Origin of the sequence: Flammeovirga sp. SJP92 (assembly GCF_001583495.1) — a bacterium.
Classification (GTDB): Bacteria; Bacteroidota; Bacteroidia; order Cytophagales; family Flammeovirgaceae; genus Flammeovirga.
Genome location: NZ_LQAQ01000038.1, coordinates 1 through 16,329, shown reverse-complemented (window position 1 = coordinate 16,329; position 16,329 = coordinate 1). Strand labels below are relative to the sequence as shown.

Below are 16,329 nucleotides of genomic sequence, written 5' to 3'. Positions count from 1 at the left end.
AGAGGCAATGCTTAGGGAAGATAAAGAGGTTAGAATAGCTCCTCAAAAGCCCACAACTTCAGTTGTGGGTTAAAAAGATATTTGCTACTTTTAAATCAAGATCAATAATATAAAAATGCAAACTATTCTATTCAATTTACTTCTCATCATGATGGTAATTTCTTGTTCCAAACCTCACGAAAAAGAGGAAATAAGGGACTTTAAGAGAATTGAATTTAATCCTATTACTAATCCCCCAAAAGCATTACCTAAAAAGCAGGATAATATAAAACAGGTTCATAAAAAATATTTAGAGGGTGATGTTGCGACAGATATAAAAATTTCATACAAAAATGATAAAATCTTCAAAGCTGAACTAGAGCGGGGAGCTTATGAGTATTATGCAATTCATGAAATCTATAATTTTGAAAATGAGAAACTAACGATAGCATACCTTTATGAAAGACAGCAATTAATAGTAGAATCTAAAAGCTATGTCAAAGAATCGAAATATTTCTTTGAAAATGATACTTTTATTCAAATTGCAAGGGAAGATACCCTAGCTCACACTTATGAGAACAAGAGTTTAAGCTATCTACGATTTGATACCTTGGATTTAGATGCTGATTCACTTTATAATTTAATAAACCAAAAAGGACAAGAGATTATTACAGATGCTTTAACCAAAGATGAAACTAATGAATAAGATATTATTTACGCTCTCCATTTTTCTTTCATGCCACTTACTTGAAAGTTGTCATACGAAAGAAATGAATGCCGATATAGAAGAAGAGAAAGCGTACTTCATGTACTCAGAAATATTACCAAAATTTTACCATGGAGAAGGTATATCTTTATCTGAGTTCGTAAAAAGAGAATTAAAATATCCAAAAGCGAAAGGTTGTATTGAAGGTAAAGTTTATGTGAGATTTCTAGTCGATAGAAATGGTCACACAAGTGAGTTTGAAGTAGTGAAGGGGATATCAGACGAAGCGGATAAAAACGCCATAGAAGTAGTGAGAAAAATGACATTTAAGACTGGAATAGAGAATGGTAAGGCCGTGGATAGTTGGATTATAGTACCAATTGCCTTTGAATGATAACGTTTAAATTTCAACCAAAAAAGCCACCTCCGCAAAGCAGAAGTGGCTTCAAAAATCTATATATTAACTATTACTTCGTTGCTTTCAGAAAATCAAATTCAGGATTGATACATCGTTCTCCATAACGTTCAAAAACAGCTTTCAACTGCTCTTGAGATTCAGGATATTGCCCTTTATCATCTGTCTCTTCAATCCAAAGTTCCAATGTCTTTCTATGCTGAATTAATTCCGCTTGATAATCAGGGTCTGAAGCTAAATTATGAAGTTCATAAGGATCTTTTTCAAGGTCATACAACTCTTCAGCAGGGCGAGTGTCAGAAAGCCAATCACTGCTAAACTCTACACCATTTTTATAGGCCTCCATCACCGCTATCGTACTTTTCTTATGCGATCTGTATTGTAATTGCATCAAAGGGCGGTCAGTCATAAAGTTCTTGATGTACTTGAATTTTTCAGTTCTCACCGAACGGATACGATCAATCGTGAAATCACAACGGTCTCTTGCTCCGATTACAAAATCTCTATGATAATTTTTATCAAATACATTCTGACTTTCCATGTATTCGGGCACTTCGATATCCGCTAAATGTAAAGTAGTAGCCGTTAAATCAAGTAAGCTCATTAGGTCTTCTCTCACACCACTTTGTTTTAATAGATCAGGGTTTCCTGGTGATGAAATAATCATAGGCATATGAAGTCCGGCATCATATAAAAATTGCTTGTCGCGCAGGAGGTTATAACCGTTGTCAGAGAAGAAAATAATGATAGTGTTTTCATACAAGCCATCCTTTTTTAATTGCTTTATCAATTCCCCAATTTCATTATCCGTCACTTTAATCTGATTGTAATGATCTGCAATTTGCTTTCTGATAGACGGAATGTCTGGGTAGTAAGGCATCACTTTCACATCCTTAGGGTCAACCAAATGCTTCGGCTTATTTTTGTTCTTACCACCATAGAGCTCAATTACACCAAAGAAAGGTTGCCCTTCTTTTCTGTCGTTCCAGCTTCCCGTACCCGTTTTTCCAAAATGCTTTTTCTCCGTGTAACTTCCAGACCAGTAGTCATTCCAGTCATATGACCAGTTGAAGTCATCTTTTCCTTCACTAAAAGTATGATAACCTTGATCCTTGAAAAGCTCAGGAAGCACTTTTACATGGTCCGGAAGAGGTTTGTTGACCATTCGTCCTGCACGGTGATTATGAGTACCAATAGTCGTTGGCATTGCTCCTGTAAATATCCCCGAACGTGCTGGAGAACATACCGGAGACATCGAAAAACAATTGGTAAAAGTCACACCATTTTGAGCTAGGAAATCGATATTTGGTGTTTGGATAGTTGAGTCACCGTACACGGGCATCCAAGGGTCAATATCTTCCCCGAATAGCCATAGAATATTCACTTGTTTTTTCTCTTGTTGTGCTGTATTCATTGCACATTGTGAAAACAAAAAGATAAACAAGATGAAAGTATAATTAATGTATTTCATTTTTTATTGTTATTTTGGTTCTTGCACCATAGTTAAAACTATGGGCAGGTGATACCGTAACCTCATCAAGACTGAAGTCTTGAAGGTTAAAACACGGAAACATCACTTTAGTGTTGTTGGAGTCAGTATCACATGCCCATGACTTTAGTCGTGGTGCTCGTAGCACACATGTTTTATTAATTCAATTTTAGTTGACAGGCGGATCCACTTTCTCCCAAGTAGAATACACTTCATTTTCCCAATCCAATAAAGCATCTTCCAACTCCTTCGCCACTTTTGTTTCTACCGTATACAGATCATTTTTCTCAGATTGATCCAAAGCGATATTGAATAAAGTTTTCTTCCCGCTATGGTATTTGACCAACTTCCAATCGTTTTGAATAACAGAAGCATATTGATCCTCATAGCTTCTCATAAAGTAGAGATTTCTATCCTTTATTTTCTTTTTTCCGTTGATAGTAGACCACAAACTGACCCCTTGAATCCCAGTATTTTTATATTTCTTTTGAGAGGCAATTTCCATTAAAGTAGGAAAGATGTCAATCGTAGAAACAGGAGTGTCGATCTCTTTTTTATGGCTAGAAGGATCAGGTGTATGGATCAACATTGGTACTCTAGCACCACCTTCACCCAGCGTATTACCACCAATTTTACCACCACTTAATGGAGCTTGAGAGAAAAATCCACCTTGGTCAGAAGTCAGAATAATGATTGTATTTTCATCCAATCCCTTCAATTTCAAAGCCTCTCTGATTTGCCCGACCGATTCATCCACCGCAGTGACCATAGCCCCATATTGTTGTTCCCTTTTAGGTAAACCTTTGTATAAATCAAGATGCTCCTTTTTCCCCACATGTGGACCATGCACACCATAGTACCAAAGCGAGATCATAAAAGGCTGTTTCTTATCGTACTCTTTAATAAAAGAAGTGGTTTGATTGGTCAAATTATCCGTTAAGAATTCCCCCTCTTTAATTTCACCAAAACCAGACTTGAAATAAGGTGGATAATAGCTTTTAGGATGTCCCCAGTTGGTTGTGCCATTTTGCTCATCAAACCCTTGATGAATGGGATGATAAGGTGCATGACCAAGGTGCCATTTTCCAAAGAAAGCATTATAATAACCGTATTCTTTTAAGGCTTCTGCGTAGGTCACTTCTTCCAAAGGAAGGTAATTAATAGACGGGCGTTGTACAGGATCTTTCTTCCAAAAACTAAATTTATCATCATTCGATCCATCCGGATTAGAATGTACAATATGTCTCACCATCTGCATGCGAACGGCTTCTTTTCCTGTCAAAATCGATGCTCTACTAGGACTACAAGTGGGAGTAGAAACATACGTTCTCGTAAACTCCAGACTCTCTTCCTTCAGCTGATTTATATTAGGTGTGACATATTTATTATTGCGATAGCCAACATCCATCCATCCCCAATCATCTACAAAAAGTAAAATGATATTGGGTGGTTCTTTGGCGTAGGTGCTAGTATTTAATAGAAAAAATAGGAGGAAATGTCCTATATAAAAAAGTTGCTTCATCATATTCATTACATTTCAATCGTAAAATTAGATTTTGTATTGTTCCCTTTCATTTCGAAGTCAGGAGACTTCACCAATAATCAGTTCCAAGTGACACTATCGTTTAACACTTGAAACATGGTTTTTAATACCATTGACAAGGTCATTTTTTTCTCTAAAATAAGGGTGGTTTTGCGTTTTTAATATGTATGTTTTAGTCAATTCAGCTTTTTCATTAATGATTAATTATTGGTCTGAATCAGTATAAAAACCTCATTTTTAATACTGTCAGCTAGGTTGTGCTGTATCTGACAGAAAAGTCGTACGTAAAAGGACTGATCATGTACGGAGAACAACATCAAATTTTTATTATTCATTGATATTTGGGTAGTGACATCGAATATTTTTGAATGAAATGAAATAAAAATGTTGAAGCTGATAGGATTAAATATTGTACTACTTATACTGTCATTTCAAGTCCTTGGAAGTGATAGAGTGAACTTTAATAGTTCTTGGAAATTTGTAAGAGAGGAGGCCCTTCTTAATGTAGATAAACTTCATAAATTAGATTTTGATGATAGTCAGTGGGAGGAAGTAACTTTACCACATACTACACGACTAGAGCCTTTGGTAGTGAATGATCAATGGCAGGGGATTTCGTGGTATAGAAAGAAATTTAAAGTGCAGTCGAACCCTGCAAAGAAGAGAATTTTTGTGGAGTTTGAAGGAGCGATGAACATTGCTGAAGTGTGGGTCAATGGACAATATGTCAAGAAACATTTTGGTGGTTATTTACCGTTTGTCATTGATATGACGGATTACGTTTCTCCTCAAAAGGAAAATGTGATTGTGGTGAAGTTGGATAATACAGATAGTGAGATTACAGGGCCGAAACCCTTAAAAATATTAGACTTCAATACTTATGGCGGTCTTTATAGAAATGTTTGGTTGATTGAGAAAAATCCAGTGCATATTACTTTTCCATTGTTGGAAGAGAAAGTAGCTGGAGGTGGTATTTTTATCAATTACCCTGAAGTAAATGCGAATAAGGCATCATTAAAAATTAAGACGGAAGTAAAGAATACGACTTCCAAAGTACAGGAAGTAAAAGTGGCTCAAACGCTTTACTTTAAAAATAAGAAAGTGATGAAGTTCCAAGGTTCAGCTTTCGAACTTTCATCTAATAATACAAAAACAGTTACACAAGATCTTAGTGTAAAGAAACCGAAACTTTGGGATACACACTCACCGAATTTATACAAATTGGTAACAGAAGTGACCGTAGATGGTAAAGTGGTGGATCAACAGCGAACGACAATTGGTATTAAGAAAGTGGAGTTTGTAGGGACTGAATTATATATCAATGGACAGAAAAGATATTTGAGAGGAACGAACAGACATCAGGAGTATCCTTATGTGGGTTATGCATTGTCTGAACAAGCAGAAATTCGTGATGCAAAATTGATCAAAGAAGCCGGTTTTGATGTTATTCGTCTGTCGCATTATCCGCATTCAACAGCGTTTATGAATGCTTGTGATTCACTGGGTTTATTGACAATTGATGCTATTTTGGGATGGCAATATTACAAACCAACGGACGGTTTTAGAAATCAGATTTTCCAAACGGCAAGAGATTTAATCAGAAGAGATAGAAATCATGCGAATGTATTGCTTTGGGAGGTTTCTTTGAATGAGACAAAAATGCCGTTGGAATTTAGAAAGAAATTAAGTGCGATTGTAAAGGAAGAATATCCAATTGGAGCATCATACTCAGCAGGTTGGATGAACGAGGGGTATGATGTGTTCTTCCAAGCGCGCCAACACCGTATTTTACATCCTGATGATCAGGAGCATTGGAAGGGACCTTACTTTGTTTCAGAGTATGGTGATTGGGAATATTACTCAAAAAATGCAGGTCTAAATCAACATCAATTAGACAAGCAAACACGATATGAAACGTCAAGCCGACAAGCGAGAGCGTACGGTGAAAAACGATTATTACAACAGGCTTACAATGTACAAGAAGCATTAAACGACAACTTACAAACGACTGCTTTTGGAGACGGGTATTGGGTGATGTTTGATTACAATAGAGGCTACCATAAGGACATCGAATTTTCTGGAATTGCGGACATTTTTAGGATTGAGAAATTCGCCTATTATTTTTATCAATCTCAAAAAGATGTTTCTAAAAAGGAAGATGCCATGGTGAAAATTGCTTCTTATTGGGATGAAAACTCCCCTTTATCCCTGAAAGTGTATTCTAATTGTGAGCAAGTAAAACTGTATCTTAATGATCAATTGATTGGTGAGCAAAAGCCAGATCAAGACCAAAAATCAACAAACCTTTCTCATCCTCCATTTACATTTGCTTTGAAAGAATTTAAGAAGGGAACGCTAAGAGCGGAAGGGTATATCAAAGGAAAAAAAGTAAGAGAGGATTGGGTGAAAACACCTGAAAAAGCACATCATTTATCGATTGTTTTGGCAGATAGAGCAGTGCCTTTAGCTTCTCAAGATGTGGTTTTTGCCTACATCAAAGTGGTGGATGAAAATGGTACTTTGGTACACGATCATCAAGAAGAAATTAATGTATCACTAGAAGGGGATATCCAATTAATGAATACAGAAACGCTCACAACAGATGCCGGTATCGCGACAGCTTTGATCAAAATCAATAGCTTGAAAAAAGACATCAGCATCAAAGCAGTTTCTAAATCGGAACAATTAAAAGGAAGCCTTCAACGTAAACTAAACTAACAAACGACATGAAATTATTCATAATTCAATTTCTAATTTTGGTATTCGTGGTACCATCTTATGCGGAGAAAATTATTCCTATTCCTCGTCAGGGGGACAGGGATATGACTCCCGTGGTACGTGAAGCGATAGAAAACGCAAATGACAAAGAAATTAAATTGGTCTTTGAGGAAGGAAAATATTATTTCCAACCTGATTTCGCCTACGAGAAATACTGTCCTATCACCAACCATAAAAACGGAATCAAACGTATTGCTTTCCCTTTTGAAAACTTTGAAAAAGTAACTATTGAAGGTAAGAATACAGAGCTGATTTTTAATGGTCAGATGTTTCCTTTCTTGATTGAAAACTGTCAGAATGTAAGCATCAAAAACATCAAAATTGACTGGAAAGTACCTTTTACAATTCAAGGAACAGTAGTAGCAGTCAATGAAAAAGAAGAGTGGATGGATGTAGTAATGGATACAGAGGGTTATTCATTTCAACTTAGAAGAGGACAATTACAATTCCCTAATATCAAGCATTTCACTTACTCTAGTTTAGGAAACACATTGACTTTTGATCCGAAAACAAAAGCAGTGGCACACGGAGCATTGGATTTAAATGGTCGACCTGAAAAAGTAGAACTTTTAGAGAGCAATAAGTACCGTTTCCATGGCCCGATGAGACAGTTTCCAACATTAAACAATAAGATCAATTTTAAAGGACCGCATGGCGATAACCGATATGCACCCGCTTTTCAAATGATCTCGTCTAAAGATATTTCTTTTGATAATGTGATTGTACACCATGCTTTAGGAATGGGCTTTTTGGCGGAGAGAAGCGAAAATGTAACGATCAAAAACAGTGGTGTTTACACAAGAAAAGACAGCGATCGATTGATTTCCTCTACTGCTGATGCAACGCACTTCTGTAATGTAAAAGGAAAAGTTTTGGTAGAAAACTGCCGTTTTGAAAATATGCTGGATGATGCAACCAACGTGCATGGAACGTATGTTTTTATTGATAAAGTAGTAGGTAAAAGAAGTGTGATTGTGAAGTTGGAGCACTACCAACAATATGGTTTTCAGTTTGCTGGAAAAGGAGATGAAATTTGGTGGATCCATCAGCCAAGCCCAGACCGTCAAGCGAAAGTTTTAAAGGTAGCTTCTTATAAAGAACTCAATGAAGAATATACTCAATTGACTTTTGAAAATGATCTTCCATCGGCATTAAAAAGTGGTGATTTGATGGAAAATAAAACATGGAATCCGGAGTTTACAATGAGAGGATGTACCATGCAAAACCATCGAGCAAGAAATATTGTATTGAAAACTCCAGAGAAAATTGTGATTGAGGAGAACTACTTTTCATCAAGTATGTCAGCCGTTTTCTTTAGAGGAGAATCATTCCATTGGTTTGAATCGGGGCAGGTAGAAGATGTATTGATTCAGAATAACACTTTTTATAATTGTGCCACAAGTGGGATGGAACATGCGGTGCTTTATATCACGCCAAGATTAGGAAAAGCAACCGATAAAAAAGCAATTTATGATAGAAATATTCGCTTTATCAATAATAAAATCAACACTTTTGATAGCCGAATTGTATGGGCATATAATGTGGATGGTTTATTGATTAAAGGAAACGAAATCATTAAAAATAATGAATTAGAAGAGCTTCACCCTGATCGTCCAATTTTTGAATTTAACCACTGTAAGAATGTGGAAATTGGTAAAAACAAAATCAAAGGCTTTGAGGAAGTGATCATAAAAGAAGATGGTCAGTTGAGAGATATGTGATTTTGAGGAAAAGGATTTGGCCAAAATATCATGGCCCGTGTTGTGGTTCGTGAGTCGCAAAGCATTGCGTCTTTACAGGAGTTGTACTTTCAATTTAATGAATTGCTAAATTGAAAAGGGTCTTGTAGAGCCACAATGCCTTGTGGCTCACGAACCATTTTAAAAACCACTTTACGAACCATTATTTTTAACGTTAATACCATGTAACCTAATGTCATTTCAATGTGCCTAATTGTACATTCATTTTCATTTCAATAGAAACATCATTCTAACGGAAAACAACGTTCATTTTGTTATTTCAATCTACATTAGAGCCAGAAATCAATTCAAGCAGTTTGCAAACTAAATACTTAAGCTTTAATTGAGATCAACAGCTAGCTATAATATTGAAATGAAAATTAGAGTATTTATAAAGATACTCTGTAAATGAAATGAACAATGAATTATTCTTACAATCACATTAAGAGTAACTGGATTAGCAAGTTACTTTTGATAGGCATGACTTCGTTGTGTCTGCACTTTTCTACCTATGCTCAACGAACAGTGGGTACAACACGAGCAACTGTAGGTACTAAAAATCTCACCTTCTTTATTGATAAAGTAACGGTCAATGAGACTGTTGTTTATAGAGATGGTATTGCGACAGCTTCACAAATCAATAGTGAAATTGATCGACTTTCTGGCCTTGGTGGTGGAGTCATCAAGTTCAATCCGGGGACTTATACTTTGGGGCAAATCAACCTTAAATCCAATATCAGAATTGAGGTTGGCAACAATGTGAAATTTATCATTGATAGAAGTGGCGGAAACAATACCTTATTTAATTTAGGTAGAAATTCTAGTACCAATCAAGCCGTGATTTCCAATGTAGAAATTATCGGTGCTTCAGAAAGTTCTTCGACATGGTTTGAGATTGATTTAAGCAATTTTGCACCACTCGAAACAGCTACACCATTTAAGGTAGCCTATGTTAAGAATTTTGCAATTTCGAGATTTATCATCACGGACAATTATACCTTAAACCCTTCAGTGTTTTTGGTGGCCGATAGTAAATTTTTAGGAAGAGATTCCAGTGGTCGATTGAATTATGATTTATCGACTTTCAATAGAATTCCAATGCAAGGCGTGGTGAAAAACGCAAAAGCAACGGGCATTGGAACGGGATATGCCTTGGTACAGCCTTTCAGTGGAAAACGTATTTACATGGAAAACTTAGAAGGGGAGCAAGGAATCACTGTTAGACTAGAACCTGGAAGTGGGAAAGCGAATGATGATTTGAATCTGACTGATAGTCAAAAAATGGGTTCGATTGATGATATTTACATCAAAAATGTGTCGAATAAATTAGGTTTCTGCGCTTTATTCATTAAGCCTCACTCTAAGATTTGTAATAACATTTACGCTACGGGTCTGTATGCTGAAAACAGTTTATCGACCCTTTACATTGCGTCAGCGAGTTTATTACCACAATCAAGAAGAGGGAAATTTACAAATGCCACATTTGAGAATATCACCTTTAAACAGACGATAACGAATACGGTTTCAAGTGGTACAAACAATCTTGTCGCTTCCAATTATCCTGCAGATACGGGAATTGAAGGATTGAGGTTTATGACAGAATTGGCACGTCAGAAATTGGTGACGGTAAGAAACAGCAGATCGCCAAAACCGGGAGTGTATTCATTGATTATCAAAGATGCTGGCGGACAGCGTTATAAAACGCATCCTATCGCACCGATCATGTTTACTGCGAAATTCTCCCAAAATACAATCGGAAATATCACGGGCCGATACAATGTAAATATTCCGAACGAATCAGCGATAACAGTACAAGGAGGAGCTTTTTCGGGAGATAAAGTAGTGTATAGAAATGAAGCCAGAGTGATCACCACCGGTGCTTCAGACGACGACTATATCTATGAGTAATCCCTTTTTAAAACTTTTAAATAAAGAAAACATGAAAAAGCTATTTTTGATTTCGCTTTTGTTGAATACAACATTTTTATTCGCTCAAAATAAAACAACAGCCTACGATACCGATATTTTATCATCTTCTGATTTTGTTGTAGGTGTTCCCTACCTCTTAGAATATGATGGGACAATCAATGGCATTCAATTAGAGAATAACGCAACCGAAGTACAAGCCCAATTTGGGATTTATACTGATGATAACGATGGTCCAGGGGCATTAATATATACTTCTGATATCGTACAACTTTCAGAGAAAAATCTCCAATTGTCCATTCAAGATATTGAATTGGAAAAAGGTAAATATTGGATAATGACCAATTATAAGACGGAAGGAAAACACTTGAAAGCGGATGTTTCCAATCCTTTAGCAAAGGTGTATTACAAGTCGTCTAAATTTGGTCAAGCCTTTCCTTCTTTGGGTTATGATTTTGAAATGTACGAAGGGCATCAATTTCCAATTCAATTATTGATGCAACCTAAAGAAGTGAAACCTCTATTTGAGATTTTTCCTAATCCAACAGTAGGTCAATTGCATATCAATGGTACTCAAAAAGAATATAATATTACTGTTTTCGATAGTAATGCGAAAAAAGTACTTTCTTTGAGAAGCCACGATTACAATACTGTTTTGGAAATGGAATCACTTCAAAAAGGAACCTATTATGTAACGGTTGAGGGGGAAGAGACTTTTAGAGTTTTGAAGAAATAAACATACAAGGCCCACGATTTCAATCGTGGGCTTTTGGGAAGCTCCCTAATGTTTCAAGTGTTAAGCGCTAGCGTCACTTGGAACTGATTATTGGCGAAGTCTCCTGACTTCGAAATACTTAAGGAAAGTTGAAATATTCATTTCGAAGTCAGGAGACTTCGCCAATTACTAATCACAAGTGACGCCTGCCGGCTTAACACTCTCCTGACTTCGAAATACTTAAGGAAAGTTGAAATATTCATTTCGAAGTCAGGAGACTTCGCCAATTACTAATCACAAGTGACGCCTGCCGGCTTAACACTTGCGATATCAATACTATATATATTAAATACTTACGAATATGAATCGACAAACAAACTATCCATTTTTTATCCTTCTATTATTGTGTATCACATTTACTGCACAAGCACAAGATTTAAAAGAAGCGATTTCCACCAAACAAAAAGCCCTTCAGACGCTGATTAAAAAAGCGGAGAAAAAAGGGATTGATGTGACGAAAGAGAAAAGTACAATCAGGACGGCTGAAATATGCGGTCAATTTGCTGATTGGGACGAAAAGAACATTGACAGAAATGAGGCCTTATTTAAGAAAGTAAAAAGATATAAGGAAGAGGCACGCAAAACAGCGGAGGAATTGCCGACTTTCGAAAGAAACGAAATCTTACTGATGTTGGAAGAAGGAGAAGAAAGATTATCATTAGCATTAAAAGGGAAGATCAGTAAACAAGAAGTGCCAATTATTGATTGGAGCAAAACGGAAATTGTTGGTGATGATGTAATGTACAACGGTCAGCCTGTTTTCTTGGCAGATTATTCATGGAAACCGAAGACGGATTATCTTACAGAGTACCACGGTAACTTAGACGGTATTTTCCTTTCTACTCGCTTTTTAGAAGATGAAAAAGGGACATTAAAGAAACGTTTCAAACAAGATTTGATCAATCAACCTTCAGGTAGAATTGGTACAGCATTTATCAATCACTTAAGTCCTCCAGAGTGGTTTACAGAAAAATACCCAGAAGCATCAGTAGGAAAAAGAAGGTATTTTGATTACGATATTGATCATCCTGCATCAAGAGAATTAGTAAGTCTGCTTTTTAAAGAAGTGGTGCCTCATATCAAAGGTAAGAAGTATAGTAGTTTGGGTTATATGCTTGCGAATGAACCACATTGGCACACCAAAGCAAAATCATGGGATACGGGTACAGTTTCCGATTTTACGCTTCAAAAGTTCAGAAATTACTTAAAAGAAAAACATCAGAGTATTTCGGCATTAAATCAAGTTTGGGAGACGAATTATACTGACTTTGAGAGTGTGAATGTGACAATCCCAATGGCAGGTGAATTACAAGGAACTGCTGTTTGGTATGATTGGATGCGTTTTAATCAATTGAGAGGAGTGGAATGGTTTCAGTTTCTGTCGGATGAAATTCATAAATATGATCCTGATGCAAATACACATATCAAGATTATGCCTCATCTCTTTTCAGAAAACACAAGAGATCACGGTATTGATTTAGAGGCTTTGACGGCTTTATCTACAGTGATTGGTAATGATGCTGGTGCAGTGTATTCGGATATGTGGCAAAAGAAAGAACCAGAATGGGCTTCGAAATATTACTTTGATTGGAGACAGATGTGTATGGGATATGATTTTATGAAATCAGTGAGCCCAGAAAAGTTAGTGTTTAATTCAGAAGGTCACTTTATCTCAACGATCCGTTTTAGAGAATTAAAAATGAAACCAGAGTACGCAAGAGCGACTTATTGGTTGGCAACAATGTTAGGTTTAGATGTGATTCAAACATGGTTTTGGCCAAGAGGAGAAGACGGATCTTTAAGAAAAAACTCAAAAGGCTATGCCGCTTCCTTGACACAAATGCCTCGCGTATTGAATGAAATCACACTGACGTATATGGATATGAATGCCAATGCTGAGTTGTTGACTAAGATTCAGAAATTAAGAAAACCTATTCGTGTATTCCACTCTGAAACATCAGCCATCAACATCGATAATCATATGGACAAAGAATACCATGCCTATGAGCGTTTCTTGTTTGAAGGAAGAGCTGTCGGTTTCGTAACCGAAGGAATTTTGAATACACAACCTCATCAAGATTGGGATGTAGTGGTGATTGAAGAAACGCCATTTATGACCGTTGGTGAAAGAGACGCTTTGCAATCGTATTTAGATAAAGGCGGGAAAATAGTAATGGATAAAAAGAGCGTTTTGAAAGATGAATACGGTCAATCCTTAACCGCTTTGAAAGCCGGAAAAGGGACATTAATTATTGCTCAAAATTCAGATGAAATTCAAGCAAAGACTTTAGGCCTGATAACTCCAACTTCACTAAAGATTTCAGAAGAAAATGCAACGAGTCATAAAGGGTGTATTTGGCGCTACTTTGAAGATGAGAAAAAAGACAAGTGGGTATCTATTGTTAATGTAGGTAAGACGGAAGCTACACTTAACATTGAGTTAAAAGACGATCAAAAGTCGATGCAAATTACAGATGTGATAACAGGACAGACCCTTCCTTATGAATTTAAAATGTCTCCACTAAAAGTGTATTTATTGAAAGTAGACGCTGCAAAAAAGAAAGGAATGTAGAGAAATATTTCTTTGAATCAATAAGAAGTGACTCTGAGTACAGATTGAAAGCGGAATGTTGGTTTTTACTACTGTCAGCAATGATATTGTAACCGAAACATTGCTTGAGTTCTGAACTTATAGTCACATTTTTTAAATACCTATTGAAATGAAATACCTTTCTCTACTCCAATTATTACTACTAATTTGCACCGTTTCTAGTACTACTTTTGCTCAAGACCCAGTACAGGAGACAGCGGATGTTTTCTTTCCTGAAAAAGTAGTTTTAGCACTTAACCACCCTTATTATAATTTCAGCATTAATGATGCTTATTTGAAAGGGATGAAATATGAGTCTACCTTGGGTGAAACCGAAGTGCACAAGTACTATAGAACAACTGTTCCACAGGTTTCAATGATGGGGAATCCTATGGAAAATAGTGATTCATATGAATACGAAATGAGGTCTGCTAAACTGATGGGCATTGATGGATTTAAATTTGAATTCAGACCACTGGGAACAGATTATTATATCAACCAATTCAAGAAGATTTTTTCTGCTTATGTAAAAGTAGCAGAGGATAAAAATATTGATTTCAAATTCTCTATTGCCATTGAGATGGACCGTACTAAAAACATACCGGTTTCATATCTATTAATGAAAGTAGAGAATACATTGAATGATTTATTCAAGTCAACCAACTACTCAAAGAAGTGGTTGAGAACGGGAAATAATAAAGTAATTGTCTTCACTAAATTCACACAGAAAGTAATTGATGAAGGGTTGGAAAAGAAGTACACGAGAAGTTTTCTGGAAGATCCAAGTTTGATAAAGAAAGTAGCGGACGTGTATACCTCCCTTAAGAAAGGACTGAATGATGATGTCGCATTTGTATATCAAGGAGATTTTATTGGTAACAACCGTTTCATGAATCAGGTTTTGGACCACTTCCCAGCCATTTATACCCTAAGAGGTATTCAGAGTTATGAAGTAGGTGTGGATCGTTTGGCAGAGGTGTGTAAGAAAAGAAACCGTCCATTTATACAAAGTGTTTATTCAGATCTTCAAGGAGCCAACCGTCATAGTGTAAAGACTAATCGAATAATAAAAAATACGAACATAACGGATAAAGAGACCTTTGTAAAAGCCCATAATTATAAGATGACTTCAGACTTACGTAAGTTGCTGGAGAAAGGCTTAGAAAGAGATGCAGATATGATGTTTGTGTCTTCATGGAATTATTATGATAATGGCTCCCACTTTGCACCAGAGTTACACCATGGTTATGGATTAGGATTGATTTTAAAATACTATAAAAACAAATGGCTAGATAGTAATTTTGAAACTCATGAGGACATAGTTTTGACTTCTTTTAAAAATTATTTACCTGGAGAATTAAATCAAAATAATGGCGTTGAAATCAGATTTAGAAATAAAGAAAGGTACCAGTTGCAAGACTTGGACAGTGTAGAAGTAGTGACGGTTTTGAAAGAGGGAGGAGATGTTTATTTTAATGAAAAACACTTAGGTTTTGCACCAAAAGGAATCCATACTTTTTATGTAGAAAAAGGGAAAGGTAAAATGCAAGTGAAGGTCAAAAGAGATAAAAATACGGTGGTAGATTATACAGTACCGAAACAAATAATAGGCAAACAAGACAAAACCGATTTTATCACGTATACTTTCAGCAATTTAGATCGATCATATGCTCAGCTGAATCAGAATATTATTTTGGACAGTGAAATGCACAAAATGAGAAATAGATTTTTGATCTCAAAAGAAGACGAAATTAAATGGAGATTATCAGCATCAAAACGTTTTTTAGATAATCTTCAAGCGATGTATGACTACGGATCATCTTCGTCAAAATGCCTTGATATGCAAGAGAAAAACTACAAGAAGTACAAACAGCAAATCAAGGAGATTTTGCCGGAATTCAATTATGGTATCTGGCTGGAATTGGAAGAAAGTGCAATGAATAATGAAGGGATTCCAATACTTGAAGATAACTTGAATGAAGCCTTAAAAGGATACAATATTCTGCCTGAATATACAAAGCAGAAGTAGAGTGTACCGTTTACCATAGTATTTTATATATGGTGTACGGATCACAATAAGAACTAACAAACAAACTTGGAAAGGGTATGACATTGTCATATCCTTTTTTTAATTTTCAATCTACTACTCTGTAAACTAAATTATCGTCAACTTTCACTAGACATTTCTACAAGCTTTGAAGGTTCTACTTTCAAGCTTCCTTCTTCTTCATTTTTCCATTGATGAAAAACGAAGCAAAAAATCTAGGCTTAGAAGTCAAAAGCTAAATTTCATTCCACTCGCCTCAATGATTTTAAACTCGCTTTGCTCAAACAGGAAAATCATTTTTAACGGCTCAATTCATGAAATTCTTAACGCTTTTCCCTTCAA

Annotated in this window: 10 protein-coding genes; 8 read left to right on the top strand and 2 right to left on the bottom strand. The window is 36.0% G+C overall.

All coding sequences use genetic code 11. The features are described from left to right. Positions 1–115 precede the first annotated feature (115 nt). Positions 116–685 (top strand): hypothetical protein, encoded by a 570-nt coding sequence (locus AVL50_RS09795; protein WP_157491242.1) that lies wholly within the window; start codon positions 116–118, stop codon positions 683–685. Continuing rightward, a complete protein-coding gene (locus AVL50_RS09790; protein WP_172826805.1) occupies positions 678–1,079 on the top strand; it encodes an energy transducer TonB in 402 nt (133 codons plus the stop codon). Before AVL50_RS09795 ends, AVL50_RS09790 begins: the two co-directional genes overlap by 8 nt. Positions 1,080–1,152: 73 nt before the next feature. On the opposite strand, the gene AVL50_RS09785 is transcribed toward AVL50_RS09790, so the two are convergent. After that, positions 1,153–2,571, bottom strand: coding sequence for a sulfatase (locus AVL50_RS09785; protein ID WP_063850648.1), 1,419 nt, complete (start codon positions 2,569–2,571; stop codon positions 1,153–1,155). Between the two features lie 187 nt (positions 2,572–2,758). Beyond that, positions 2,759–4,114: a sulfatase gene (locus tag AVL50_RS09780; protein ID WP_253764268.1), complete on the bottom strand. Its 1,356-nt coding sequence runs from the start codon at positions 4,112–4,114 to the stop codon at positions 2,759–2,761. Between the two features lie 402 nt (positions 4,115–4,516). On the opposite strand from AVL50_RS09780, the gene AVL50_RS09775 reads away from it, so the two are divergent. From AVL50_RS09775 to AVL50_RS09750, 6 genes are all read left to right on the top strand, one after another. Continuing rightward, positions 4,517–6,850 (top strand): sugar-binding domain-containing protein, encoded by a 2,334-nt coding sequence (locus AVL50_RS09775; RefSeq protein WP_063850646.1) that lies wholly within the window; start codon positions 4,517–4,519, stop codon positions 6,848–6,850. 8 nt (positions 6,851–6,858) lie between these two features. Beyond that, entirely contained in the window at positions 6,859–8,631 is a 1,773-nt protein-coding gene (locus tag AVL50_RS09770) for a right-handed parallel beta-helix repeat-containing protein (protein WP_157491241.1), read from the top strand. A 438-nt stretch (positions 8,632–9,069) separates the two neighbouring features. Then, positions 9,070–10,557 carry a hypothetical protein gene (locus tag AVL50_RS09765; RefSeq protein ID WP_157491240.1) on the top strand — a complete coding sequence of 496 codons (1,488 nt, stop codon included), beginning with the start codon at positions 9,070–9,072 and terminating at the stop codon, positions 10,555–10,557. A gap of 31 nt (positions 10,558–10,588) precedes the next feature. Beyond that, positions 10,589–11,311, top strand: a complete 723-nt coding sequence (locus AVL50_RS09760; protein WP_172826804.1) for a T9SS type A sorting domain-containing protein — start codon at positions 10,589–10,591, stop codon at positions 11,309–11,311. A 340-nt stretch (positions 11,312–11,651) separates the two neighbouring features. Further along, positions 11,652–13,922: a beta-galactosidase gene (locus AVL50_RS09755; RefSeq protein ID WP_082795742.1), complete on the top strand. Its 2,271-nt coding sequence runs from the start codon at positions 11,652–11,654 to the stop codon at positions 13,920–13,922. A gap of 148 nt (positions 13,923–14,070) precedes the next feature. Continuing rightward, entirely contained in the window at positions 14,071–15,969 is a 1,899-nt protein-coding gene (locus AVL50_RS09750) for a hypothetical protein (protein WP_062616312.1), read from the top strand. Positions 15,970–16,329 lie beyond the last annotated feature (360 nt).